Consider the following 26785-nt stretch of genomic DNA (forward strand, 5'->3'; position numbering starts at 1 on the left):
TGACTCTCACCAAAAAACAGCTGAGTACAGAACTTTAACCTGATTTATACCTCTATAGAGATGATTTAACTCCCCCCAAAACCCTGGGCCTGGATCAGGGCGATCAGCTCTGCCTTGCTCAGTTCACTCTCGATGACGGCCTTGCCGCTGGCAAAGTCGACAGTGGCGGTGCTGACCGCAGGCTGGGCCAGCAGGGCCTTTTGCAGGCTGGCGGCGCAGCCGCCGCAAGACATGCCGGATACGGTGAGTTCGATGGTCATGGGCTCTCTCCTCTGTTGATATGCAGTCAGCCTAACGCTGCCGCCTCCGGCAAGGTCAAGCCCTAGCGTGCCACCACGGACTCGCGCACCACAAGACGACCATGGAACTTCAACTGCTCATCGACAGGGCGCAGGCTCTGCTTCAGTTGGGCCTGCAACATCCGCACACTCTCCTGGGCCAGCCGCTCGCTCGGGTACTCGATACAGGTCAGAGTGGGGGTCAACTGACTCGCCAGCGCCGATCCTTCCAGGCTGATGACAGACACATCCTGGGGAATATTGAGGTTGAATTCGCGCAGCAAACGCATGGCATCGGCGGCCTGGGCATCCTGCTGCACCACCAGCGCGGTAAAGGGGAGATAGCGGTTGAGCAAGCCGAGCAGCGCCTGCTGGTTGTCGGTGCCATCGATCACCAGCTGGCTGTTATAGGGCAGGGACTGCTGTTGCAGAGCCTGTTGATAGCCTTGAATGGCACTTTTTCCCGCGGGCGATAGCTTGTCGTCAAGCATCAGCACCAGTTGGCGATGACCCTTGCCGAGCAGGAAGCGGCAGGCACTCTCGGTGGCAAAGGTCAGGTCATAGCAGAGATTGAGATTGTCCGTCTCGCTCACCCCGTCCAGCTGGACCAGGCGCTCATCCTGTTCCAGCGACTGTTTGGCGCCGAGCACCAGCACACCATCGCAACGACCACCCAGCAGTTCGTCCACCGCCTGCTGCTGCTGTTGCGCCTCGTCGGCAAAGCGCACCAGCATGCTCTTGCCCGCCTTGGCCAACGCCCCTTCCAGCAACGGCAGCATGCAGGCCAGACGGTTGCCTAGCTGGGGGGAGAGGATGATGCCGACGCAATCCGTCGCCTGGGTCGCCAGGGAGCGGGCCGTGGCATTGGGGCGAAAGTTCAGCTGTTCGGCGGCCTGCAGCACGGCCAATCGACTCTCTTCACGCACACCGCGCGAGCCGCTCATGACGCGGGAGACGGTGGCTTTAGATACATTCGCAAGGCGAGACACGTCGGTAATATTGGCCATGGTTTCACTTCCGGTAACCGGTTTACAACAGGTTGCATCCTACCATGCCCCCAACGAGGCGGGAACCTCCAGACTCCCGCCCCGTGAGCCAGGTTTTATTGCAGTGGAGACGCCGTCTGACGAATGCCATCCTCACCAAATACGATGTCATTGCCTCGAGGCGAGAGATCCATGCTGCCGTAGTCGTAGGACATGTCGAGCACCTCTTCTTCCCCTGCCCCATTTCCCTTCCAGGACCAGGCGATCCAGCCCACAGACTCGCTCTGGGACTTGCTCAGCAGGTGGTAGTGATCGACGTTGTAGGGCGCCTGGAAGCGCTTGTCGCCGAACTCGCCGAACAGGAAAGCCAGGCGCTGCCCCTTCATCTGGGCGATGGCGGTGTCGATCTCGGCCGTGGTGTCCCACAACCAGTGGTAGGCGTGCAGGGAGAAGATCAGGTTCTGCTGCGGGTCGGCACCCAGCAACGCGCTACCGCGGCCACCGAGGAAGCTCTGCACATACTGGCCGCAGTGGGCCCCATCGATCACCAACGGCATGGTGTAGCCGCCGTCGCGCAGCTGCTTGATGAGACTCTTGTAGGTCGTGACGAAGTCCGCGTAATGGTTGGTGTCCTCTCCCCACTCGTTGGCAATATTGAGCAGGATCTTGCCCTGGTACCTGGCATCCTGCATCACCGCCTTCCAACTGCCGAGCCAGAGCGTGCTGACGGCGCTTTGCAGCGGCTGTGGGTTGCTCTGGCAGGTCACGTCACTCTCCCAATACATGGGCATGGCGACCATGTTGCGCGCGACGATGGCATCGAGCGCACGGCGCAGCTCCTGCGCCGTGGTGAACTTGCGCAGTTGCAGCCGCACTATGTTGGCACCGGTATCGGCGATCGGCGTGATGGCGGCGAAGGCCGCGCCCGGGTTGTCGCCATATTGCAAATTGATGCCGCGGGCAACGAAGCGCTGGCCGTTGGCGGAGTAGAGCTGGCCATCCTTCACATACATCTGGCCCGACGTCGATGGGATTGAGCCACCACCGCTGCCGTCCGCCACCTTGCAGCTCTGGTTGTTCTCCCAGCCCCAGCCGTCGCCATCCGGGTCACTGGCGGACGAGGCACAGGTCGGATAGGTGGTCGAGCCACCCGAGCCGGTCGCCACCTGACAGCTCTGCCCATTCTCCCAGCCCCAGCCGTCGCCATCCGGATCGCTGGCCGCCGAGGCGCAGGTCGGGTAAGTGGTCGCGGCCAGGGCCGGGGTGCTCAGCAACAGCGCGGGCGCGGCACTACACCCCAGCAACATGGCGGCGATGATTGTTTTTTTCTTCACGTTGACATCCTTCTTGTATTTCCATGAAATAAGCGGCCATCCCATTATCACTGACAGTGATACGGCAAATGTCATTGTCACGTAAAAAGTAAATTAACCGCTGCGCATTATTCTGAGTGATACAAACAAGCACCAGCGCTCAGAAATAATAATGGTCCGTCTATTCTCACCGAGAGTTAACAGGAAAATAGAATGGGCTGCGCCATTGCGGCGCAGCCAGTGCGGAATATTAATTTGTTGCTATTTTGATGGATTTGACAAACATATAACCCCAGTCATTGGGGGACTTGCCAAAACTGATGCTGTTCTTGCCTTCCTGCAAGGTAACCGGGATCACCTTGTTCTGACCTGTATCACTGGTCTGAGGGAAGTCGAGTTGCTGCGGCTCACCGCCGTTGACCACCAGGGTATTCTTCTTGCCGCCCCACTTGGCGTTGAAGAAGAGGTGTAACTGGTATTCACCTGCCTTGGGCACCTCTACCGTCCAGGTCACCTTGTCCCCTTCGCTGGCGAACGGGCCGAGAAAGCCGTCATCGTCGATGGCCAGTTGATCCTTGGCGCTGGCAACCACATTGAGCTGGCCTTCCTTGGCCGACTGTTCGAGCAGATAATCCGCCGCCATCGCCTGCATGGCGAAGGCCGGTAATGCCCACCAGAGGGCGCCGAGCAACATATGCTTTTTCATCTTACTCTCCCTAATAGAGACGGTCCTGCTGCTATATTCCTGGTCATGTGAAAGACAACCCCGTCATTTATATCAACCGTACAACAATGCTTTTCATGACCGATAAAAATAGGGCGCATCAGACACCTTCTCTTGATTGAATGAAATAGCGTTGAATATGGGCTATGCACAAGGCACAGCCCATCTGTGCTTATTCAGCCACCACCTTGACGGACTTCACGAACATATAGCCCCAGTCACCGGCGAACTTGCCGAAGCTGATCTCGTTCTTGCCCTGCTTGAGCTGTACCGGGATCACCTGCACCTGACCGGCCTCGTCGGTCTGCGGGAACTCGATCGGGTAGCTGTCGCTGCCATTGATGACCACGCTGTTCTTTTTGCCGCCCCACTTGCCGTTGAAGTGCAACTGCAGGTTGAAGGTTCCTGACCAGGGTGCCTCGACGCTCCAACTGATCTTGTCGCCCTCGCTGGCGAACGGGCCGGCAAAACCATCTGCCGCCACTTCCAACTGGTTCTCGGCGCTCTTGACCACGTTAAGCAGCCCCTCCTTGGCAGTGAGTTCGGCGGAGCTGAACGCGCAGTAGCTGGCCGGCAACTCGCCCTTGGCCTCCCCCACCTGCACCTTGATGGATTTGGCACTCTGTTCGAGGCCGTCATCGGCGCTGAAGGTCAGCTCGTACTCGCCGGCCTGGGGGAACCAGGCACGGGTTTCAGCCTGGTCGGCGTGACAGAACCTGGCCTCGAGGGCCCCTGTGCTGCGCCAACCCGCCTTGACCTGCGGGGTCGGCAGCTGGTCGTCACGCCAGCTGGCGCTCAGCAAGACGCCCTGATCCACGGTCGTGGCAAGGTCCTTGCCCGCGCCGACCACGGGCGCCAGGTTCTGCTGGGTGTGCTTGACCGCGATGACGTTGGAGGGCCGGGATACCCCAGACTCGTTCTTGGCGACCACCCGGTAGTAGTAGGTCTGGCCCAGTTTGAGCGCACTGTAGTCGTCGCTAAACAGGCTCATCTTGCTCGGATCCCATTCGTTGATGCCGTCCGAGACATCCTTGCCGACCCGGGTCCAGGGACCCTCGGCGGAGGTGGCACGCTCGACGTCATAGGCACGTCCCACCGGCGCCCCCATCCAGTTGATGGCAAACGGCGACTCGGTATCGCGCAGCAGCGGGGCATCAGGTACCGGCAGGGCCGGGGCTTCGTCCAGACCCGCCATCTGGGCCGAGGCCCGGCGTACCAGGTTGACCACGTCCACCTCCTGGTTGGCCTTGCCCTCCAGCGGGAAACCGGGCAGGTGGTAGCTGTAGTGCCCCGTGTACTCCTTGTGCCAGTAGAAGCCACCGTCGTGGCGATGACCCCGGAAGCCCCAGATCAGTCCCCCCACCGCCTTGGCGCCGTCCACCTCGGTGTGGACGATGGATTGCATGATGTTGTTCAGCTCCTGATGATCGAGCAGGCCGAACTCGCCCACCAGATAGACCTTCTTGCCAGCGATGGCGGTCAGATCCTTCTTCACCTGATCCGGGTGGTTGTTGCCGGCGTTGGTGTAATAGTGGTTGCTGATGATGTCGACGTTCGGATCCTTGAGGGAGAACTCATTGATCTTCTTGTAGGTGCCATCGATGACCAGCTGATGCGGAGCGAACCGCTTGATCCAGGCCGCGGTTTGGGTCAGGAAGGCCTCGTTGGTGTGCTCCAGCTCGTTGCCGGTCTCCCAGGCCATGATCGCCTTCTCGTCATAGTAGTGACGACCGGTAATGGTGTTCTTGCGGGTGATCACCTGGCGGATGATGTCCTGATAGGCCTTGTAGGTCTTGCTCGAGGTCTTGTAGAAGTCATCGGCCGACTCCTTGTAGAAGGCCGCCAACTGCTCGCGCCCCCCCCACCACCACCAGTGATCGATGAAGGGCAGGATGAGGCGCAAGCCCTGCTTGTCGGCCTCGGCAATCATGTTGTCATAGACCACCATGGCTTTTTCGTTCAGCACGGGCATGCCATCCGGAGTGGTCGGCGCCAGAATATGGGTCTCACGCTCGCAGGCCTGATCGTTCTCCTGCTGCACCGACAAGACGTAGACGCGCTGGGCCTTGGTCCCCGTCTGGACGATCGCCTTGATCCAGTTGGCCTGCTCCTCGGCGGTCGGCCACTTGAAGTACTGACCCCAGCCGCGCGAGTCGGCCTTGCAGACGCCGCGGGCATCGTCTTCGATGCGGTGCAGCTCGGGGGCATGAATGCCGGCGAAGCGAAATGCCTGCTTGCCATCCATCAGGGCGGCGCCCTGACGGGTGATGAAGTGATCAAACTGCGATCCGGCCGCCAGGGCACTGCCGGCCAGGGCCGACAGCACACAGGTGCTCAAGGTATTGAGTAATATGCGTTTCATGGTCGTTCTCCTTAGAACCACACTTCGCCCTGGACACCGAAGTTCCAGGTGTCCGTCTTGCCGCTGCGCGAATAGGCGCCGGCGGAGAGGGTGCTGGTGTCCCAGTTGTAATTGCCGTCGATGGCGTCGGCGACACCGCTGTCCCACTTGGCGTAGGTGGCGAACAGGCGCAGCTGCGGGCGGCTCCAGAAGCCGGAGTCGAAGGTCAGGGTCGGCGCTATGGTCGCCTTGGTCATGCCCCCCTTGCCCTTGCCGTCGGCGCCCTTGTAGTTGTCGTCGTCGAGGTACTCGTAGCCGACCTCATACTGCATGGCGAAGTGCTTGGTGATCTGCTGCATGGGGCGCACGCCCGCCACCCACATGGAGCGACCCCAACCGCTGTCATCACCGGTCCACCAGCGGTAGTTCTTGTCTTTTTGATAGAAGGCGAAGGTGGAGACATCCCAGCCGTTGCCAAGGGAGGCCAGACCGTCGAGCACCAGGCGCCAGGATTGGGTGTCATCCAGGTTGGACCAGCCCCAGCCGTTCTTGCCGAGAGAGTCCCCGGCCGCCAGGCCTTTGCCGAGCTGGGCCACGAAGCGGGAGTAACCGCCGGTCAGGCCGTAGAAGCCGTCGAAGTTGTAGATACCGGTCACGCCATAGCCCTTCTCGGCGCTCTCCTTCCAGGCGTTACCCTCGTTCTGGTTCATGTGGTGGGCGACCAGTTGCAGGTCGATGGGACCGCCGCCGATCTTCTTGAACCAGAGATTGAGGGAGTAGTCGTCCGGGTAGCCCTGATCATCCGCGTCCTTGGGGTAGCGCTTGCCCTCGTCGCTCGGGGTGAAGGCGTAGACACCGACGTCAAACTTGGCGAAGCCGAGATCGATGTTGTCGGCGCCGCCGCCGGTACCGTTGTACTGGATGTACTCCCAGTCATATTGGTGGCTGGAGGTATTGGAGCTGCTGTAACGCTTGCCGGCCCAGAACACCACCTCAGGGGCGAAGTCGAGATTGGTCATCTGGGCGAAGGCTTCACGCACCTGGATATCGTGACCGTCATCATCGACGCAGTTCCAGTCAGACGTGCAATCGGTCTCGTGAGTGAGGTTGGCCTGGATCTTGGCGATCGGGCCTGCGTCCGAGGTCAGGGTCACCTGGGGGATCAGCTCGAGCTTGGTGTTGTCTTCGTTGCCAAGACGCCATTTGCCGTCCGGCATCAGGCCGACGGAGTCGACCCGGTTGCCGTCCTGGTTGGCCAGGATGCCGGAGCGGACATAGCCGTGCATGGCGAAGTCATACTTGTCTGCCAACGCCGGGGTGCTGAGCATGGCCAGGGTCAACAGGGAAAGGGGCATGACTTTGTGCATATTTTCCATCTTTGCTCTTCCTTTTTGTAACGTCCTATCGTGGTAAAAAAGGCCCCGGCAGCCCTGGTGCGGGCCGCCGCAGGCAAGAGGCGGCCCCACGGTGCTGCCGGCACCGTGTATGGGTACTGTGGTGAGAGAGTCAGATCAGGGGGTAGGCAACCAGGCCGCGCCCCGCACCCCGCTGCTGTCACCGTGCCGCGCAGGCAGCAGCCTCGTCAGGCAGCGGTCGGTGAACAGCCAGGGAGTGATGGCCGCCGGCAGATCGTCGTAGAGACGCGCTATGTTGGAGAGGCCTCCGCCGAAGACGATGACGTCCGGATCCAGCAGGTTGATGACGCTCGCCAGACTGCGCCCCAGCGCATGGAGGAAGTGCTCGTAGTGGGCCTGGGCCTCGCCATCCCCCTCCGCGGCCGCCATCAGGATCCCCTTCGGCGACAGGCTGCGGCCGTGGCGCTCGACGAAACGCCCCGCAAACCCTGTGCCCGAGACGAAGCGCTCGATGCAATTGCTGCGTCCGCAGTAACAGGGCTGGGCCGGACCATCCCGCTGTGGGTCGTAACCCGGCAGCGGGTTGTGACCCCACTCGCCGCTGATGGCGTTGGGGCCCACCAGCAGGCGCTGGTGCGCTACTATGCCACCGCCACAGCCGGTGCCGAGGATGACCCCGAACACCAGGTTGGCGCCGCTGCCGGCCCCATCCATGGCCTCGGACAGCGCGAAGCAGTCCGCATCGTTAGCCATCCACACCGGCTGGCCGAGGGCGGCCTCGAGATCGGCCTTGAGCGGATGGCCATTGAGGAACAGGCAGTTGGCGTTCTTGATGCAACCGTTGTCGGAACGCACCGCCCCGGGCAAGCCAATACCGATGCTAAAGGGGGCGCCGGCCTCCTCGGCAAAGCCGCGGATAAACCCGGTCACCACCTCGATGAAGGTGGCGTAACCCTGCTGCGGGGTTGCGATGCGGCGCCGGCACAGCTCGTTGCCGCTGCCATCGAGCAACAGCCCCTCCATCTTGGTGCCGCCGATATCCAGTCCCAGTCGTAACATGCCACTGCTCCTTTCCGATCAGGCCGCCTGACGGCGATAGAGTTCGATGAGCTCGACCACCAGCTCCTTGGCCAGCATGGAGGTCATCAGGTGATCCTGGGCGTGCACCAGCACCAGGGTGACCGGGATCTTGCCCTCTCCCTGATCCGCCTCGATCAGCTTGGTCTGCACCGCGTGGGCGGCGTTGGCCGCCTCTGTGGCCTGCTTGAGCAGATCGTCGGCCTCGGTGAACTGGCCCTGCTTGGCGCAGCGCAGCGCCTCGTAGCAGAGGCTGCGGGACTGGCCGGCATTGATGATGATGCCCATGACGGTTTCTTCGAGATCAAACATGTCGTGATTCCTTGTGGTTGGTCGGTTGCGGGCTCAGAAGCCACCGTTGCGCGATACGTCGGCGAACCATTCGCCACTCTTCTTGATGCGGCGCTCGCCGCTGGCGAGATCGAGGCGAACGAAGCCATAGCGGTTCTTGTAGGCATTGCTCCACGACCAGTTGTCGATGAAGGTCCACAGGTGATAGCCCAGGCACTGACACCCCTCGCCTATTCCCTTGTGTACCCAGCGCAGGTGGTCGCTGACGAAGGCGATGCGGTAGTCATCCTGGATCTGGCCATCCTCGCCGAGGAACTTCTCCTCCCCCTCGACCCCCATACCGTTCTCGGAGATGAAGCAGGGAATGTTGCCGTAGTGGTCACGCAGGTTGACCAGGATGTCGTAGATGCCCTGTTCGTAAATCTCCCAGCCCCGGTGCGGGTTCATCTTGCGTCCCGGCATCTCGTAGTAATCGAAGAACCACTCGGGCATGAAGGGGCTGGCGGGGTTGACCGCGTTGCTGCGGGCCTTGACCCGGCGCGGCTGGTAGTAGTTGACCCCGAGCAAGTCCACCTTGCCGGCGGCCAGCAGCGCGCGATCGCCCGGCTCGCAGACCGGCAGTTGATCGTATTCACGCAGCAGCGCCACCAGCTCGGCTGGAAATTCGCCCTTGACCGCCGGATCCAGGAAGCTGCGGTTGAACATCAGATCGGCGATGTTGGCCGCCTTCAGATCCGCCGGGTGCTGGGAGCGCGGATAGGAGGGGGTCAGGTTGAGGATGATGCCGATCTGGCCATCCTGGCCCTGACTGCGATAAGCCTGCACCGCCTTGGCGTGGGCCAGCATGGTGTGGTACGCCACGGTGGCGGCCCGGCGAAAGTCCACCACGTTCGGGTAGTGGAAGTCGTAGAGGTAACCCCCCTCCACCGGCACGATCGGCTCGTTGAAGGTGAACCAGTGCTTCACCTTGCCCCCGAACAGTTGGAAGCAGGTGGCGGCGAACTCGGCGAAGGCGTCGACCACCTCCCGGCTCTCCCAGCCCCCCAGCGCCTGCATGCTCATGGGCATGTCGAAGTGGAACAGGTTGATGAAGGGAGTGATGCCGTTCGCCAGTAGCTCGTCGAGCATGGCGTGGTAGAAGCGCACCGCCTCCGGGTTGGGCTCCCCGCGCCCTTCGGGCAGCAGCCGGGCCCAGGAGATGGAGGTGCGAAAGCTGTTGTGGCCAATCTGCGCCATCAGGGCGATGTCATCGCGAAAGTGCTGGTAGAAGGTGGAGGTGTCGGCCGGACCCACTTGCTGGTGGAAGCGGCTCGGCGACGTGGCGAACCAGTGATCCCAGATGGTCGGAGCCTTGCCCCCTTGCAGGCTGGCGCCTTCGGCCTGAGGGGCGGATGAGGCACTGCCCCACCAGAAGGTGTCGGGGAAACGGTACTGCATGGTGATTCTCCTGTGTGGCCGCCACGATGGCGGCCGGTTGGCGATGGGATTAACGGGTGGCTCGGGTTGCCATGGTGACGTCACCGGTGAAGGCCTTCTCTGCCTCCTCGGTCTCCTCTTCCTGCTTGAGCAGACCGCGCTCATAGGCCTTGAGGAAGGGGTAATACATGACGGCGGCGCTGCACATGCAGAGAATGCACATCAGGGCCGGGCTGATGGCCCAGTTGGCGGCCCAGGAGGCACCTATCGGCGCCGGTGTCGTCCAGGGAGTGAGGGAGACCACTCGCTCGACCAGACCCAGATCCAGGGCGAACCAGGCCAGGGTGGCGTTGATCATGGGCACCAGGATGAAGGGCAGGAAGAACACCGGGTTCATCACGATGGGCGCACCAAACAGGATGGGCTCGTTGATGTTGAACAGGCCGGGTACCACCCCCATCTTGCCGATGGATCTCAGGTGGGCTGCCTTGCTGCGCAGCAGCAGGAAGGCCAGGGGCAGGGTGGAACCGACGCCGCCGATCAGCAGGTAGTGATCCCAGAAGCCTTGCAGGAAGATGTGGGGCAGGGCTTCACCTGCGGCCATGGCGGCCTGGTTGTTGGCCAGGTTGGCCATCCAGAACGGGTTCATGATCCCGGTGACGATGAGGGCGCCGTGGATCCCGGCGAACCAGAGGATCTGGCACAGCAAGACGGCCAGCAGCATGGCGGGCAGGGAGTCGGAGGCGGCGACCAGGGGTTTGATCAGCGCCATGATGGCCTCGGGCACTATCATGCCGGTGGCACTCTCCAGCAACAGATTGAGCGGGTGCAGGGTCAGGATGATCACCAGCACCGGGATCAGCACCTCGAAAGAGCGGGCCACACCGGTCGGCACCTGAGGCGGCAACTTGATGGTGATGTTGTGCTTCTTGAGGAAGGCATAGACCTCGGCCGCATAGATGGCGGTGATCAGCGCGGTGAAGATCCCCTGACCGGAGAAATACTGCATGGACATGGTGCCATCCTTGACCGGCGCGGCCACCAGCATGAAGGCCATCAGGCAGAGCAGGCCGGTGGTGACGGGGTCCAGCCCGTTCTGGCGGGCCAGGCTGGCGCCTATTCCCACCGAGATGAACAGGGTCATCAACCCCATGCTGAGCTGGAACGGCAACAGCAACTGGGCCTGATAGGTGCTGGCAAAATCGAGCCAGGCCCGGGCGAAGCCCCACTGGGTCTCTTGCGAGAAGGGGGGGAAGATGAAGACCAGCATGAAGCTGCCGACGATCATGAAGGGCAGCGCGGCGATGAAGCCGTCACGAATGGCCTGGATGTACTTCTGTTGCCCGAGGCGGCCAGCCAGCGGGCTTATCTTCTGCTCGATCACCGAGACGAAGCGGTCGTAAAGCGTGTTCATGGACTCTTCCTTGTTGTGGTAATCGAAGTCAGCCAATCAGCGACAGGGCGTGATCCAGCACCTTGTCACCCCGTTGCATGCCGTAGTCGATCATGTCGATGACGGCGACAGGGACACCGTGCGGCGCGGCGCGCCCCGCCAGCTCGGCCTGCATGTACTTGACCTGGGGGCCCAGCAGCACCACCTGGTAGTGGGGCATCTGGACATCGAACTCGCTGGCACCGAAGGCATTGATCTCGGCAGGCAGGCCGCGCTTGGCCGCCTCTTCCTTCATCTTCTTCACCAGCAGGCTGGTGGACATGCCGGAGGAGCAGCACAACATGATCTTCTTCATCACTTAATCTCCTTGGGGTGGTATGAGGTGGATTGTGCCGCTCGAGAAAAGATTTGGAAACCGGTTTCCATTTCAAGTCACGACATTTGTGATCCACGTCCAGCATTGGCTGGATAGCCAGGCTTTTTTTGTGAGCCAGCTAGAAAAATGGGGAAACTTGGTGGGCCGATACGGACGCTGAGTCCAAAAGGGAGCAAAATGGGGGCACACCGGAGCGCCTGGTAACCCGAGGAATAGCGCAACAATGAACATGCAAGTGATGGGGATGCTGACCAGCATCGTCGAACAGAGGATGATACCGGTTGCCAACTGGTTGACCCGCAGTCGCCATGTGATGGCGCTGCGGGATGGATTCCAGCTCGCCATGCCCTTCATCATAGTAGGGAGTCTGTTGGTCCCCCTTCTCTACCCCCCGATCGCCAGTGACAATGGCCACCCACTGGCCATCGCCATACGGGATCTCTCCCGGCAGCTGATGCCCTGGCTCTATCCCGTTTACAGTCACACCGCAGGGCTGGTCTCCCTCATCATCGCCTTCGGGGCGGCCGCCAGCCTGGCCAAGGCCTATCAGATGCCGGAGCGCCTATCCGGTCTATGTGGCTGTGTCGCCTTCTTGCTGCTCATCGACTTTCGCTCGGTGCAGGGGGGGGTCTTCGGTTATCTCGGCGGGCTTGGCATCTTCACCGCCCTGCTGGCGGCCTTCTACACGGTGGAGGCGATCCGCCTGTTTCAGCGAGCCGGCTGGATCATCAAGTTCCCCGAGGAAGTCCCCCTGATGACCCGGCAGGGCTTCCAGCTCATCATCCCGCTGCTGTTCGTCACCCTCTCCCTCAGCTTGTTGCGACTCTGGTTGCAGCAGCATTTCGGCATCTCCCTGCCGGAGCTGATGAGTCACCTGTTTCACCCCCTGGTGACCGGTGCCGACACCCTGCCCGCCCTGCTCGTCGCCCTGCTGGTGGCGCACCTGCTCTGGTTCATGGGGGTGCACGGCGCCCTCATCGTCAACGGCCTGCTCTCCCCGTTCTGGATGGCGGGGCTCAGCGTCAACCAAGCGGCGCTGATGGCGGGCGAGCCCCTGCCCCACATCTTCCTGCAGGGGTTCTGGGACTATTACCTGCTCATCGGCGGCATAGGTACCACCCTGCCCCTGGTGTTCATGGCGATGCGCAGCCGCAGTCGCACCCTGCACTCGGTCGGTCGGCTCGGCTTCATCCCCTCCCTGTTCAACATCAACGAACCCATCCTGTTCGGCTTCCCCATCATCATGAACCCGCTGTTCTTCCTGCCCTTCATCGGAGTCCCCATGGTCAATGCCACCCTGGCCTGGCTGCTGACCGAGTGGGGCTACCTGGATCGCTTCGTGGCCATGCTGCCCTGGTCCATGCCCTCGCCGCTGGGGGCCGCCTGGGCCGCCAACGGTAGCTGGGCCAATGCCTTGATGGTGCTGGTCTGCATCCTCAACAGCTACGTGCTGTATCGCCCCTTCTTCATCGCCCACGAGCGAATGCTGCTGGCCCAGGAGGCGGAGCGCAGGGCCCACTGACCCCAGCCTCCTTGGGCGATTCAAGCGGTCGCCTCCGCTCTGACACAGATCCCATCGCGAGAGGGGGGCATCATGCCTCCCTCTTTACATTTAGCCGCGCCTCCAGAGGAGGCCTGGTTCAGCGGTTGCCCGCCCGGGCAAAGCAACCCTGTGCACTCACCTCATAGGGGCCCAGGCAGGCAGGCAGGAAGGCCGATTGCCCCCTCGCCAGCGCCAGCGGCGGCTGGCCATCCCAACGCAAGATCAGGGAGCCGTTGATGGCAAACAGGATCTCCGCACTCGTGGTGGCGAGGCTGTGAGTGCCGGCATCGTAGACGCTGAAGGTAAAGTCGGACACGGGCACGTCGAAGTGCTGGGCCAACCCCGCCCGGCGAGGTGATAGCAGGAGCTCGTCGGCGGGTTTGGGCTGACAACGGGTACAGGCGATCAACTCGTCGACATCCAGGTGCTTGGCGGTGAGACCGGCGCGCAGCACGTTGTCGGAATTGGCCATGATCTCGAGCCCGGTCCCATGGACATAGGCGTGGGGGGTACCCGCATCCAGATACATGGCCTGGCCCGGTTTCAGCGTCACCACATTGAGCAGCAGCGGCGCGAACAGGCCCACATCCCCCGGATACTGGTCGAACAGGGTCAGTACCAGAGCGAACACCTCCTCGCCCTGATGATCATCGGCATAGGCTCTGAGGGCGACGAGGGCCGCCTCCTTGCACTCCCCCTCCAGGGTCAGCAGGGCGCGAAAGAAAACCGAGAGGCCGGCCGGGCTCTGATCGGCGGCAAACGCCCCCACCAGCGGGGCCAGACTCGGTGCGGCTACCCGCTCAAACAGCGCCAGGATGGCGCCAAACTCACGAAAGCCGTTCATCGCCTGATAGGGGGTGAGGGCAAACACCAGCTCGGGTTTGTGGTTGTCATCGCGATAGTTGCGATGGGGCGCATCGACGGCGATGCCCGCGGCCTCTTCACGGGCAAAGCCCACCTCGGCCTGGGCCTTGCTCGGATGTACCTGGATGGAGAGCGCCTTCTCGGCGCACAACACCTTGAACAGGAACGGCAAGGAGCCAAAGCGAGTCACTGTGGACTCCCCCAGCATGGCGAGGGAGCGCCCGGCGATAAGCTCGGACAATCGAACCGACAGACCCCCCACCTCGACGAGGGAGCAGCCATTGGCATGGGCTCCCATCCAGAGTTCGGCCTGAGGGGCGCCTGCGGGATTCTGGATCCCGAACAGACGGGTCAGGGCATCTGTACTGCCCCAGTCGTATCCCTGGATAGGGTTGTTCATCAGCAATGCGGTTGGCAGGTGCATGGTATGGCGTCTCATTGATCACGTAAGGGAACAGGACGAAATGTACCATGGTCAAATCCAAAAACGGAAACCGATTTCCGTTTTTGGATCACTGCGGCAACTTGGGAGGGCTGGGTTGGCGGATCAGGCGACAGCGAAGTCCCAGGATTGGGTCAGCTGGATGTAAAGGGAGGCGGTGAAGAACGAAGGAGGCGGTAATGATGCTGGCAGCCAATGGGCTGTGGCCGCCCCCAGGCTGGTGGTAACCAGGGAGTCGAGCTGGGTGGTGGCGAGGATGGGGCTTGATCGCCGATGCGCGCCCCCTGGCAGGGGTCATCCCATGGAGATAGCGGCTTAGCCCATCAGCCCCAGCTAGTTCATCATGGCCGCTCCCGGTCCGACGGCTGGTGACCCGCGAGCCCGGGGTGGTGGCGATAATGTGATGGACGACCGCCCCTTCAGCCCATCAACCCCAGGTAGTTCATCAGGGCGGCGCCCAGACTGGTGGTGACCAGAGAACCTAGCGTGGTGGTGGCGATGATGTTCGCCGCCAGGGCGCTGTCACCCCCCATGGCGCGGGTCATCACATAGCTGGCGGCGGCGGTGGGGGTGGAGCTGATGAGGAAGAGGATGCCGAGGGCCTGGGGGCTGAAACCCAGGGCCCAGGCCCCCGTCACCAGCAGCAGCGGAATGCAGAACAAACGGTTGGCGGTAGCCCAGCCGGTCAGCATGGCGCCGCCGCGCAGGGCCTTGAGGTTGAGGCTGGCGCCGGTGCAGAGCAGCGCCAGCGGCAGTGTCATGTTGGCGAAATAGTTGCCCGTAGTGGTGACCAGCTGGGGCAGCTCTATGCCGAGCAGGCCGAACGGCAGCGCCGCCAGGATGGCGATGATGAGGGGATTTTTGACGATCCCCTTGAGGATGGGCTTGAGCCCTTTTCCGCCCCCCAGGCTGCGGGTGAGGGTGATGACGGCCAGGATGTTGTAGAGCACTGTGATCGAGCCCACCAGCAGGGCGGCGGCGCCTATGCCCTCGGGGCCATAGGCGTTCTGCACATAGGCCAGGCCCATGATCCCCATGTTGCCGCGAAAGCTGCCCTGCACGAAGATGCCGCGTTGGGCGCGCACTGGGATGAAGCGAGCCGCCAGGGCTTCCAGCACCAGGAAACCGGCCAAAGTGCCGAGCAGGCCATAGACGATGAGCCAGGGGCTCGGCATGGTGGAAAAGTCGGTGCGCACCATGCTGAGAAACAACAGGGCAGGCAGGGTGACCTGGAACACCAGGCGGGAGGCGGACTCCACGAAGCTGTCGGGCAAGAGCCCCAGCCGCTTGAGGCCTATGCCCAGCGCCAGCACCACGCAGATGGGGCCAGTGATGGAGAGGGAGAAGTGAAGGCTGGCGGTCAAATCCATGGTTCGCGTCCTGCGGCAGAGGAGGCCCTGGCGGGCAGAAGGCCCATTCTAGCGCCATGGGCTTGTATTCACAGGCTTTAATCACAACAATGTCTGCATCCCGGTTGTCGCCCTCCCCTGTCACGGATCCCCCATGGAAAAGAAACTGACCATCCTCGATATCGCCCGCCTGAGCGGGGTCGGCAAGTCGACCGTCTCCCGGGTGCTCAATCAGGATCCCAGGGTCAATGCCCAGACCCGGGCCAGGGTCGAATTGGTGATCGCAGAGCACGGCTTCGTGCCGAGCAAGTCGGCCCGGGCCATGCGCAGCCAGAGCCAGCAGGTGGTCGGCATAGTGGTGTCGCGCCTCGACTCCAGCTCGGAGAACCAGGCGGTGCGCGGCATGCTGGAGACCCTCTACCAGCGCGGCTACGACGCCGTGCTGATGGAGAGCAAGTTCTCCCCCGCCAAGGTGAGCGAGCACCTGGCCGTGCTGGAGCGGCGCGGGGTGGACGGCATCATCCTGTTTGCCTTCAACGATCTCGACTATGCCGCCATGGCGCCGCTCAGGGAGAAGCTGGTGCTGATGGCCCGCGAGCGCCCCGGCTTCTCGTCGGTCTGCTTCGACGATGAGGGCGCGGTGCGCGCCGTGCTCGCCCACCTAGGGGAGCGCGGCCTGACAGAGGTCGCCTATCTCGGGGTGGAACGCAGCGATCTCACCACAGGTCTGCGCCGGCACCAGGCCTATCTGGACTACTGCCGGGAGCGTGGGCGCACGCCCCGCAGCGCCCTAGGGGATCTCGGCCTGCACAGCGGCTACCGGCTGGCGGCCGAGCTGCTCACCCCCACCACCCAGGCCATGGTCTGCGCCAGCGACACCCTGGCCATCGGCGCCGCCAAGTACCTGCAGGAGCAGGGTCGCACCGACATTCTGGTGAGCGGCCTTGGCAGCAATCCCATGTTGACTTTCCTCTTTGCCAACACCCTCAGCCTGGATTTCGGCTACAAGGATGCCGGCATCCTGGCCGCCAGACAGCTGCTCGACCAGATTGAAGAGGGGCAGGCCCCCAGGGCCACCATAGCCCCCTGCCAGCCCCTGTAGTCTATCTTTTCCCCCCATGACCGGTGTTTTGCGCTTTTTGTGACCACCACCACGAATTGGGAACGTTCCCATTGCTGATGTCCGCCACTGGCTTCATGCTGATTGGGAACGATACCAATAAGCGGGCGGTCATTGGCCAGCCGGCAAAGAAACGACCATTATTCATGGAGTCACAGAGGGAAGGCTCATGTCAAAAGTCAACACACAGCATCTGGCGCAGCTGATCGAACGGATCGGCGGCAAGGACAACATCACCACCGTCAGCCACTGCCTGACCCGGCTCAGGTTCGTGCTGGCCGATCCGGCCAAGGCGGACCCCAAGGCCATCGAGACCATTCCGGCGGTCAAGGGCAGCTTCACCCAGGGGGGCCAGTTCCAGGTGGTGATCGGCAACGAGGTGGATCAGTGGTACAAGGCGCTCACCGAGGAGATAGGGGTGAGCGGCGCCAGCAAGGATGCCGCCAAGCAGGCCGCCCGCCACAACATGAACCCGCTGGAGCGCGGCATCTCCCACCTGGCGGAGATCTTCGTCCCCCTGCTGCCCGCCATCATCACCGGCGGCCTGATCCTGGGTTTTCGCAACGTCATCGGCGACATCAAGATGTTCGATGACGGGACCCACACCCTGGTGGAAATCAGCCAGTTCTGGGCCCAGGTCCACGCCTTCCTCTGGCTCTTGGGTGAAGCCATCTTCCACTTCCTGCCGGTGGGGGTCTGCTGGTCTGCGGTCAAGAAGATGGGCGGCTCCGAGATCCTCGGCATAGTGCTGGGTATAACCCTCGTCTCGCCGCAGCTGATGAACGCCTATGGCATCGGTCAACAAACCCCGGAAGTGTGGGACTTTGGCCTCTTCGTCATCCAGAAGGTGGGCTATCAGGCCCAGGTCATTCCGGCCCTGCTGGCGGGTGTCTTCCTCGCCTGGGTGGAGACCAACCTCAAGCGCATCATCCCGGCCTACCTCTACCTGGTGATAGTGCCCTTCATCTCCCTGCTGCTGGCGGTGATCGTGGCCCACGCCCTGATCGGCCCGTTCGGCCGCTGGATTGGTGACGGCGTCGGCTTTGCCGCCAAGGCCGCCATGACCGGCTCCTTTGCCCCCATCGGCGCCGCCCTGTTCGGCTTCCTCTATGCCCCCCTGGTCATCACCGGCATCCACCACACCACCAACGCGGTGGACCTGCAACTGATGCAGAGCATGGGCGGCACCCCCATCTGGCCGCTGATCGCCCTCTCCAATATCGCCCAGGCGTCTGCGGTCGTCGGCATCATCCTGATCAGCCGCAAGGAGAACGAGCGGGAGATCTCGGTCCCGGCCGCCATCTCCGCCTACCTTGGCGTGACCGAGCCGGCCATGTACGGCATCAACCTCAAGTACAAGTTCCCCATGCTGTGCGCCATGGTGGGCTCCAGCTGTGCGGCCCTCATCTGCGGCTTCAGCGGCGTGATGGCCAACGGCATCGGGGTGGGCGGCCTGCCGGGCATCCTCTCCATCCAGCCCCAGTACTGGGCCATCTACGCCGTCGCCATGCTGGTGGCCATAGTGGTGCCCGTGGTGCTGACCCTGCTGGTCTACAAACGCCAGCAGGCGGCCGGCAAGCTGGATCTGGCCACCGCCTGATCCCCAAGACATCGGCGGAGCCCTGGCTCCGCCCTTTTTATTGGCCTGTTCAACCCAGTTTCAACCAATGAGCGATCCAACCATGACACAGACACCCTGGTGGCAAAGCGCCGTGATTTACCAGATCTACCCCAAGAGCTTTCAGGATTCCGGCGCTCGCGGCACCGGCGATCTCAAGGGGATCATGGCCCGCCTCGACTACCTCAAGACCCTAGGTGTCGATGCCCTCTGGCTGACCCCGGTCTACGTCTCCCCCCAGGTGGACAACGGCTACGACATCGCCGACTACCTGGCCATAGACCCGGCCTACGGCACCATGAGCGATTTCGAGGCGCTGCTGGCGGCCGCCCACGAGCGCGACATCCACATCGTGATGGACATAGTGGTGAACCACACCTCCACCGAGCACGCCTGGTTCAAGTCGGCGCTGGGGGATAAGAACAGCCCCTACCGCGACTACTACATCTGGAAAGATCCGGTGGATGGCGGCGTGCCCAACAACTGGCAATCCAAGTTTGGCGGCAGCGCCTGGGAGCTGGACCCCGCCACCGGCCAGTACTATCTGCACCTCTTTGCCCGCGAGCAGGCGGACCTGAACTGGGAAAACCCGGCGGTGCGCGCCGAGGTCAAAAAGATCATCCACTTCTGGGCGAAGAAGGGGGTGGACGGTTTTCGCCTCGACGTCATCAACCTCATATCCAAGGATCAGCGCTTCCCGAGCGACGACCTGGGTGATGGCCGCCGCTTCTACACCGACGGGCCGCGCATCCACGAATTTCTGCAGGACATCAGCCGCGACGTCTTCGCTCCCGTGGGGGCCATGACGGTAGGGGAGATGTCCTCCACCAGCCTGGAACATTGCCAGCGCTATGGCGCACTGGACGGCTCCGAGCTCTCCATGGTGTTCAACTTCCACCACCTCAAGGTGGATTACCCCAATGGCGACAAGTGGACCAAGGCGCCGTTCGATTTCCTCGAACTCAAGCGCATCTTCAACCACTGGCAGAGCGGCATGCACGGCAAGGGCTGGTCGGCGCTGTTCTGGTGCAACCACGACCAGCCGCGCATCGTCTCTCGCTTCGGTGATGAGGGTGAACATAGGGTGGTGGCCGCCAAGATGTTGGCCAGCACATTGCACGGCCTGCAAGGCACTCCCTACATCTATCAGGGGGAGGAGATCGGCATGACCAACCCCGGCTATCAGTGCATCGACGACTATCAGGATGTGGAGAGCCGCAACATCTTCGCCATCAAGCAGGCGGAAGGCATGGCGGAGGCCGAGATCCTCGCCATTCTGGCGGCCAAGTCCCGGGACAACTCCCGCACGCCCATGCAGTGGAGCTCGGCCCCCAACGCAGGCTTCACCCAAGGTTCGCCCTGGCTCAAACCCGCCGCCAACTACCCCGAGATCAACGCCGAGGCGGCGCTGGCCGACCCAGACTCGGTGTTCTGGCACTACCGGGATCTCATCGCTCTTCGCAAGGCGCACCCTATCTTCACCCAGGGGGATTATCAGGAACTGCTGACGGGGCACGAGCAGATCTGGGCCTATGCCCGCCGCGCCAAGGGCCAGACCCTGCTGGTGGTGAGCAACTTCTACGGCGAGCCGGTGACTTTCGAGCTGCCCGCCGAGCTGCAAACCGGCGCAGGCCGATTGCTGCTTGGCAACTATCCCGACAGCCCAGCCCGGCCACAATCCTGCGAGCTGCGCCCTTATGAATCCCTGATCTGGCTGATGGAATAGATGATGACAGAGACAATGACAGTGGTGGCCACAGAGGCTCGGCAACCCGTGCATGGGCCCGAGTGGCAGAAGATGGTGGCGGGGGAGCCCTATGATGCGGGGGACCCCGAACTCAGGGCGGCGCGGGAGCAGTGCCGCTCCCTGCTGGGGGAACTGAACCGGGAGCGGACCGATGCCCCGGGCCGGGATGAGCGCCTCACCCGCCTGCTGGGCGGTCGCGCTGCGCGCTGCTTCATCACGCCTCCCTTCTTCTGCGACTATGGCGCCAACATCTTCGTCGGCGAGAATTTCTACGCCAACTTCAACTGCACCATCCTGGATGTGTGCGAGGTGCACATAGGTGACAACGTGCTGCTGGCCCCCGGGGTGCAGATCTACACCGCCACCCACCCGGTGGCGGTAGCACCTCGGGTGGCCGGAGTGGAGCTCGGCAGGCCGGTGCGCATCGGCAACAACGTCTGGATTGGGGGCAGCGTCGTCATCTGTCCCGGCGTCACCATAGGGGACAACAGCGTCATCGGGGCGGGATCCGTGGTCACCAAGGACATTCCGGCAGGCGTGGTGGCGGTCGGCAACCCCTGCCGGGTCTTGCGCCCCATGACGGCAGAGGAGCTGGCGGCCGGGGAGCCAGGCTGACACAGAGGGGCAGGTCGTACCTGCCCTTTTATTTTTCCTGACGACCCCTTCGCGTTCCTTTGCTCCGGAAAGGAACGTAACGAATAGGCGGGACACCAACGAATAGGCGGGACACCCACCTTTTCCCACCGGACGGAGATAGACAGGACACCCATCTATTTTCCTATGCAAAAAGCCATGACATCCAGCCCTTGCCCCTTGTCACACTCTGCCACACAAAGATGCCGCCGATGGCACACTCTCGCCACAAACGGAGTATGCAATAAGAGGTAGATAACAAGGAGGCTAGTATGAAACCCACATCCCTCAGCTGGGCACTGCCACTTGGGCTGACCCTGATCTGGCTGGCCGGACTGCCCGCCTGGCCAAGCAACATCTGGCCCTGGCGCCACGATCTGCTGATCCTGACCGGTCTGCTTGGCCTCGGCGCCATGACCCTCTCCCTGCTGCTGTCCCTGCGCCTGCCAAGGCTAGAGGCTTGGTGCGGCGGGCTGGATCGCATGTTGCACCTGCACCGCAGCAGCGCCCTCTGGGCTACCGGCACCCTGATGGCCCACTGGCTGCTGGTGGAAGCCCCCAAGTGGGCCGTCGCCGCCGACTGGCTGACCCGACCAGCACGCCGCGGTGCTGGTGCTGGTGCTGGTGCTGGTGCTGGTGCTGGCAACGATGCCCTCTGGCACAGCCTCGGCAATACCCTGGGGGAGTGGGGTTTCTATCTGCTGCTGGCCCTGGTGGTGGTGAGCCTGCTCGCCGTGGTGCGCTACGAGCGCTTCAAGGTGGTCCACCGGCTGGCCCCCGTCATCTACCTGATGGGCTGGCTGCACGCACTCTGCCTGCTGCCGCGCATCGGCGTCATGACACCGGTCGGCCTGACCCTGATCATCGGTGGTGGGATGGGTGCCATGGGGGCCCTCTACTCCCTCTCTGGCCGGGTGGGCCAAAACGAGCGCCGCCAGGGGACGGTAAGCACCCTCTCCCCTCTGGACCAGCGAACCCTGGAGATCCGGGTCAATCTGGCCTCTCCCCTGCCCGGCTACCGTCCGGGTCAATTCGCCTTCTTCGATTTCGCCGGGCGCGGCGAGCCCCACCCCTATACCCTGGTGGATGTCTCGGCAGATAGGCGCACCCTGACCCTGGCCGTACGTGCTCTCGGGGATCACACCCGCTGGTTGCAACAACACCTCAAGATTGGCGATGCCGTCACAGTCACCGGTCCCTACGGCGCCTTCTCCCTGCCCTTGTCGGCCCAGGGTCTCTGGATCGGCGCAGGCATTGGCGTTACGCCGTTTGTGGCCTGGCTCGAAGCACTGGCACGACGCGGCGAACGCCGCCCTGGCACCACGCTGCTCCAGTGCGCCCCCAGCATGGAGGAAGCGCCTTACCATGAGCATCTGGCACAGCTGTGTCGCCAGACCGGGGTCGACTATCGGTTGCATCTGGAACGCGAGCAGGGCCGACTCAATCTGGCAGAGCTGGGCGAGCGGCAGCGAGATCCTGTCTGGTTCTGCGGCCCGGAGCCCATGGCACATATCCTGAGCGAACACCTGAAACCCTCCCTGCACCGGGAACTGTTCCGCTTCCGCTAACGAGCAAAGTGCCCATGCAGACAGTGCCGTTCAGACTGAACACCTGAGCGGCATTTTTCTTCAGGACGCTTTCTTCAGGACACCCACCGAATCAATAAACCCATTTTTCTCAGGACATCCATCAAATGAATGCACTCAGATGATGTTACTTAGAGACTCATCAGCAAATTCAAGCGCACCTCTTACCTGATGAGGCGTGCCGATAATGCTCACTTCGTTGGGATATCCAAAACGGTCTCAATCGGGCGAAAACTTGCCGCGAGCCCCCCTTGCCAGGGACGGATATCAGATAACAATCGACACAGGCACAATCGCTATAACCGGGGTTGGTAACATCGTGTTTGACCGCAATGTTCGGCATATCGCTGGCAACCGACCTTGTCGCCTACCACTCTGATGCCCCGATGTCGAAACAGAGCGACCTGCCTCAGCCACTGTGATTCATCCAGCCCAAGGCGCCGCATGATGGGAGCCAGGTCCGCGGGAATATGTCCTCGCTTGTCCGCTCTGATAGCCCTCCCAGTCCAATCCATCAGGGTCAGATAGTCGGCAAACCCGTAAGGCAGCGCCTCGGGCTCATGCTTGGTTGAGAAAGGAAGCAGATGCAGGGCAGGTGTTGCATCCGCTGTCGATGCGTCAATCCGCTGCTGGATACTGGTGTAGTCACTCTCTTCTGGCGTATCAGCAATGCCCGCCCGAACCGGGTTGAGATCCACATAGGCCATGCCAGAGAGCAGAGCGGCTTCAGTAAGCAACGCCTGGCTCTTAAAACGCCCCTCCCAGAAGTGACCTTTGCAGCCATCCTCCTCGTTGGCCTGGCGGGCCAGGGATTCATTCAGCAGACGCACCAACCAGCTGATGGAATAAAGGCGTTCGCGCCATTGTGCTATCAGCGACTGCAGCACGGCTTGCTCCGGGACCAGAAGTACCTCCTCCTGATACCAGCGGCGCAGCAAGGGAGGCCAGTGGAACAAGATGGCCCAGCGCTCCGCCACCTCGCGATCACTCCAACCCTTGGCTTTATCGGGCGCCACCTTGAGCACCAGATGATAGTGATTATTCATCACCGCATAGGCGCAGATCTCGATGGCGAATACCTGCGAGAGCAACCCCAGCTTGTCGACCACCCACTGCCGCCTGTGCTCATAACTCTGGCCCGAATGACTATCTTCCCCACACAGGAAGGCCCGCCGCACACAGCGGCTGACCACATGGTAATAGGGCGTGTCTTCCAGGCTGATTTGACGTGAACGGGCAATGGTCATGGGGCTTTCCTCCAGTATCACGACATAAGCCAAGCCCAGCACACAAGCCCTGTCAAAGCCTGAAAAGGTGGGTGTCCCAGACTTCATGAAGAAACAAATAAGGCTCCCACCGGGAGCCTTATTGCATTCATAACAGTGCTCTGCTTCAACCCAACGGCGGCGTACGCGGCGGTACCATACGCTTGCTGCCGGTGGACTCGAAGGCCGAGGCGACGCGCAGCAGGCTGTTGTCGTCATAGGCGCGGCCGGCGAAGGTCAGCCCCACCGGCATACCGATATCGGCCATCACCCCCATGGGGACGGTAACGGTCGGCACGCCGAGGTGGCGAATGGCGAGGTTGCCGTTGGCGACCCAGATGCCGTTGCTCCAGGCGATGTCGGCGGAGGCCGGATTCACGTCCGAATCAGCCGGGCCCACATCGGCGACGGTGGGGAACAACACGGCGTCGAGCTTGAGCCCGTCCATCCAGTCCTCCAGATCCAGCTTGCGGGTCCGCTCCAGGCCGCGCAGGCCGTCCGGCACCGAGGCAATCTCATCCCAGGATTTCAGGCCACGCTTGGCCATATTGACGTACTCGTCCATGCCCGCCGCCAGATCCCCCTCGCGGTTCGGCAGGGTACCCGGATCGTGGGGGAAGATCTTAGGGCCATCCACATCGGCCAATTGCTTAAGCTTGGGGTCGCCGTTGGCACGCAGGAAGTCGTCAAACGCCCAGCCGGAGAGCTCCCACAGCTCGTCGTTGAGAAACTCAGGGCTCACGATGCCGCGATTGAACACGGTGGGCGCACCGGGTCTGTCCCCTTCACAGTTGGAGACCAGGGGGAAGTCCACTTCGATGACTTCGGCGCCAGCGGCTTCCAGCGCCTGACGGGCCTGCTCCCACAGAGCGATCACGGTCGGGCGGGTATGGATGCGCTGACCGGTCGGGCCACCGATGCCGGGGTGCTCGCTGGTGCCGGCCAGTTCATCCTTGTTGATAAACATGCGCGGCACGCCGAGGCGCTTGCCCTTGAGGGCATCAGGCTTGGCAGCCAACTCAAGGTAGGAAGCCGGACGCACCTCGGAAGCCTTGGGCAGTTGCACCCAGGGCTGCATGCGCCACAGATCCCCACGGGTCTCGGCATCGTCGGCCACGACCACATCCAGCACTTCCAAGAGATCGGCCATGGTACGGGCATAAGGCACCACCACGTCCATGGTCGGGGTCAGGGGCCAGTTGCCGCGCACCGAAATCACGCCACGGGATGGGGTGTAGGCACACAGGCCGTTGTTGGAGGCAGGGCCCCGGCCGCTCGACCAGGTCTCTTCGGCAAGACCGAAGGCGGCGAAGCTGGCGGCGGTGGCGGTACCGGCCCCGTTGGAGGAGCCGGAGGCAAAGGGCGCGGTCAGGTAGTCGGCGTTGTAGGGGCTCTCGGCACGGCCGTAGACGCCGCGCTGCATGCCGCCATTGGCCATGGGGGGCATATTGGTTTTGCCAAGGCAGATGGCACCGGCGGCGCGCAGGCGCTCAACGGTAAAGGCATCGCGCTGGGCCACCAGATCCTTGAAGGCCGGGCTGCCGGAGGCGGCGGTCAGCCCCTTGACCAGATAGCTGTCCTTGGCGGTGTAGGGGATGCCGTCGAGCGGCCCCAGGGTTTCGCCACGGGCGCGGCGGGCATCGGACGCTTGCGCCTCTTTCAGCGCATCGGGATTGGGCACCACCACGGCGTTAAGGCGGGTTTGTGTCTCGGGGCAGTCATAGGCCTCGATACGGGCCTGATAGGCCTTGACCAGTTCGACCGCGGTGGTGCGGCCGAATTCGAGCGCGGCACGCAGCTCGGCAATGGAAACCTCTGTCACTTCGATCATGGGGATCTCCTGTAAAAGGGTGACTGTTTGTCATGATGATCGCCGCATCGGCGCCTGCGACCATCACATTATCAAGAGATAAAACCCCACGGCGTGGGGTTTTGAATACCAACTGGAACCGTTCTTACTTGCCGGAGGGGATCTGCTGGGTAATGCAGTGAATATTGCCCCCCCCCAGCAGGATCTCGCGAGCCGGTACGCCGACCACTTTATGCTCGGGGAAGATCTCTTCCAGAATGCGCTGGGCTTCGCCATCGGTGGCGGCATCCAGCAGCGGGTAGACGATGCTGCCGTTGGTGATGAGGAAGTTCACATAGGAACCGGCCAGACGACCTTGTGCCTCGCGCGGCACACCGCTGCCGCTCTCGACGCCGGCGGACTCTTCGAAGGTCGAGTAGAGCGGGCCCGGCTGGGGCAGCTTCCACACTTTCAGCTTGCGACCCTTGGCATCCACCGCCGCTTCCAGCACCTGGAGGGCGGCCAGGGAGCGCTCGTATTGCGGATCTGTCTCGTCGTCGGTCCAGTGCAGGGCCACTTCACCCGGGCGCACGAAGCAGCACATGTTGTCGATGTGGCCGTCGGTCTCGTCCATGTAGACCCCTTCGTCCAGCCAGATAAAGCTCTTCACCCCCAGATAGTCGCGAAGCAACGCTTCGATCTGCTCCTTGCTCAGGTGCGGGTTGCGGTTCTCGTTGAGCAGGCACTCGGCTGTGGTCATGCAGGTGCCTTCGCCGTCCACGTGGATGGAGCCTCCTTCCAGAATGAGCGGCGCGTCGTAGCGATCCATGCCGTGCTGCTCCAACATCCGGGCTGCCACGTCCTCATCCTGATTCCAGGGGTAGTAGAGGCCGCCCTTGTGGCCGCCCCAGGCGTTGAAGCCCCAATCCACGCCGCGGCATTCGCCGGCAGCGTTGGTGACCACGGTCGGGCCTGTATCGCGGGCCCAGCAGTCATCGCAGGCCATTTCGACCAGGGTCACATGAGCGGGCATGATGGCGCGGGCCTGCTCCATGAACTGGGCCGGCACCCCCATAAAGACCGGCGTCGCGCCACCGATGGCATCCGCCACCTTGGCGAAGGTGGCCTGGGCGAAGCGACCGGCTTCCCGCCAGTTGTCCGGGCGGAACGGCCAGATCATCCAGACGGCCTGCTGGTGCGCCCACTCGGCGGGCATGGTGAAGCCGTCGGCGGCCGGAATGGAGTTGATGGTCTTGATGCTCATCGCAAGGCTCCTTGC

Annotated in this window: 22 protein-coding genes; 6 read left to right on the plus strand and 16 right to left on the minus strand. The window is 62.5% G+C overall.

Annotated elements, in window-relative coordinates:
- Positions 1-65 precede the first annotated feature (65 nt).
- From ACLHZ1_RS03420 to ACLHZ1_RS03470, 11 genes are all read right to left on the minus strand, one after another.
- Complete coding sequence (locus ACLHZ1_RS03420) at positions 66-260, minus strand: heavy-metal-associated domain-containing protein (protein WP_427260979.1); 195 nt, start codon at positions 258-260, stop codon at positions 66-68.
- Between the two features lie 62 nt (positions 261-322).
- The gene (locus tag ACLHZ1_RS03425) at positions 323-1285 is read right to left on the minus strand and encodes a LacI family DNA-binding transcriptional regulator (protein WP_427260980.1); all 963 of its coding nucleotides are present in this window, start codon (positions 1283-1285) and stop codon (positions 323-325) included.
- A gap of 95 nt (positions 1286-1380) precedes the next feature.
- Positions 1381-2598: a carbohydrate-binding domain-containing protein gene (locus ACLHZ1_RS03430; protein ID WP_427260981.1), complete on the minus strand. Its 1218-nt coding sequence runs from the start codon at positions 2596-2598 to the stop codon at positions 1381-1383.
- A 229-nt stretch (positions 2599-2827) separates the two neighbouring features.
- The gene (locus tag ACLHZ1_RS03435) at positions 2828-3283 is read right to left on the minus strand and encodes a CBM35 domain-containing protein (RefSeq protein ID WP_427260982.1); all 456 of its coding nucleotides are present in this window, start codon (positions 3281-3283) and stop codon (positions 2828-2830) included.
- A 190-nt stretch (positions 3284-3473) separates the two neighbouring features.
- Entirely contained in the window at positions 3474-5663 is a 2190-nt protein-coding gene (locus ACLHZ1_RS03440; protein ID WP_427260983.1) for a CBM35 domain-containing protein, read from the minus strand.
- Positions 5664-5674: 11 nt separating this feature from the next.
- The gene (locus ACLHZ1_RS03445; protein WP_427260984.1) at positions 5675-7009 is read right to left on the minus strand and encodes a maltoporin; all 1335 of its coding nucleotides are present in this window, start codon (positions 7007-7009) and stop codon (positions 5675-5677) included.
- A gap of 144 nt (positions 7010-7153) precedes the next feature.
- Positions 7154-8056: an ROK family protein gene (locus tag ACLHZ1_RS03450; protein ID WP_427260985.1), complete on the minus strand. Its 903-nt coding sequence runs from the start codon at positions 8054-8056 to the stop codon at positions 7154-7156.
- A gap of 18 nt (positions 8057-8074) precedes the next feature.
- On the minus strand, positions 8075-8386 hold the full coding sequence (chbA, locus tag ACLHZ1_RS03455; RefSeq protein ID WP_408756666.1) for a PTS N,N'-diacetylchitobiose transporter subunit IIA: 312 nt from the start codon (positions 8384-8386) through the stop codon (positions 8075-8077).
- A 33-nt stretch (positions 8387-8419) separates the two neighbouring features.
- Complete coding sequence (locus ACLHZ1_RS03460) at positions 8420-9802, minus strand: glycoside hydrolase family 1 protein (protein WP_427260986.1); 1383 nt, start codon at positions 9800-9802, stop codon at positions 8420-8422.
- 49 nt (positions 9803-9851) lie between these two features.
- Positions 9852-11195: a PTS sugar transporter subunit IIC gene (locus ACLHZ1_RS03465; protein ID WP_427260987.1), complete on the minus strand. Its 1344-nt coding sequence runs from the start codon at positions 11193-11195 to the stop codon at positions 9852-9854.
- Between the two features lie 28 nt (positions 11196-11223).
- Positions 11224-11529 (minus strand): PTS sugar transporter subunit IIB, encoded by a 306-nt coding sequence (locus ACLHZ1_RS03470; protein WP_427260988.1) that lies wholly within the window; start codon positions 11527-11529, stop codon positions 11224-11226.
- Between the two features lie 244 nt (positions 11530-11773).
- Here ACLHZ1_RS03470 and ACLHZ1_RS03475 point away from each other — a divergent pair, with 244 nt between their 5' ends.
- Positions 11774-13072 (plus strand): PTS sugar transporter subunit IIC, encoded by a 1299-nt coding sequence (locus ACLHZ1_RS03475; RefSeq protein ID WP_427260989.1) that lies wholly within the window; start codon positions 11774-11776, stop codon positions 13070-13072.
- A gap of 118 nt (positions 13073-13190) precedes the next feature.
- On the opposite strand, the gene manA is transcribed toward ACLHZ1_RS03475, so the two are convergent.
- Together manA and ACLHZ1_RS03485 are read right to left on the minus strand one after the other, a co-directional pair.
- Positions 13191-14381: a mannose-6-phosphate isomerase, class I gene (gene manA / locus ACLHZ1_RS03480; protein ID WP_427260990.1), complete on the minus strand. Its 1191-nt coding sequence runs from the start codon at positions 14379-14381 to the stop codon at positions 13191-13193.
- A 437-nt stretch (positions 14382-14818) separates the two neighbouring features.
- Positions 14819-15769 (minus strand): AEC family transporter, encoded by a 951-nt coding sequence (locus tag ACLHZ1_RS03485; RefSeq protein ID WP_427260991.1) that lies wholly within the window; start codon positions 15767-15769, stop codon positions 14819-14821.
- 133 nt (positions 15770-15902) lie between these two features.
- Here ACLHZ1_RS03485 and treR point away from each other — a divergent pair, with 133 nt between their 5' ends.
- The 5 genes from treR (at position 15903) to ACLHZ1_RS03510 (ending at position 22434) form a co-directional block, all read left to right on the plus strand.
- Positions 15903-16850, plus strand: coding sequence for a trehalose operon repressor TreR (treR, locus tag ACLHZ1_RS03490; protein WP_427260992.1), 948 nt, complete (start codon positions 15903-15905; stop codon positions 16848-16850).
- Between the two features lie 187 nt (positions 16851-17037).
- A complete protein-coding gene (gene treB, locus ACLHZ1_RS03495) occupies positions 17038-18468 on the plus strand; it encodes a PTS trehalose transporter subunit IIBC (RefSeq protein WP_427260993.1) in 1431 nt (476 codons plus the stop codon).
- A gap of 82 nt (positions 18469-18550) precedes the next feature.
- Entirely contained in the window at positions 18551-20212 is a 1662-nt protein-coding gene (gene treC / locus ACLHZ1_RS03500) for an alpha,alpha-phosphotrehalase (RefSeq protein ID WP_427260994.1), read from the plus strand.
- 3 nt (positions 20213-20215) lie between these two features.
- Complete coding sequence (locus ACLHZ1_RS03505; RefSeq protein WP_427260995.1) at positions 20216-20848, plus strand: sugar O-acetyltransferase; 633 nt, start codon at positions 20216-20218, stop codon at positions 20846-20848.
- 290 nt (positions 20849-21138) lie between these two features.
- Positions 21139-22434: a ferredoxin reductase family protein gene (locus ACLHZ1_RS03510; RefSeq protein ID WP_427260996.1), complete on the plus strand. Its 1296-nt coding sequence runs from the start codon at positions 21139-21141 to the stop codon at positions 22432-22434.
- A 314-nt stretch (positions 22435-22748) separates the two neighbouring features.
- On the opposite strand, the gene ACLHZ1_RS03515 is transcribed toward ACLHZ1_RS03510, so the two are convergent.
- The 3 genes from ACLHZ1_RS03515 to aguA all read right to left on the minus strand — a co-directional run bounded on the left by ACLHZ1_RS03515 (position 22749) and on the right by aguA (position 26770).
- Positions 22749-23699, minus strand: a complete 951-nt coding sequence (locus tag ACLHZ1_RS03515) for a transposase (RefSeq protein ID WP_427260997.1) — start codon at positions 23697-23699, stop codon at positions 22749-22751.
- Positions 23700-23844: 145 nt separating this feature from the next.
- Positions 23845-25548 (minus strand): amidase, encoded by a 1704-nt coding sequence (locus tag ACLHZ1_RS03520; RefSeq protein ID WP_427260998.1) that lies wholly within the window; start codon positions 25546-25548, stop codon positions 23845-23847.
- 124 nt (positions 25549-25672) lie between these two features.
- Complete coding sequence (gene aguA / locus ACLHZ1_RS03525) at positions 25673-26770, minus strand: agmatine deiminase (protein ID WP_427260999.1); 1098 nt, start codon at positions 26768-26770, stop codon at positions 25673-25675.
- Positions 26771-26785: the final 15 nt, after the last annotated feature.

This window comes from Aeromonas sobria (genome assembly GCF_050266975.1).
GTDB classification, from domain to species: Bacteria; Pseudomonadota; Gammaproteobacteria; order Enterobacterales; family Aeromonadaceae; genus Aeromonas; species Aeromonas sobria_B.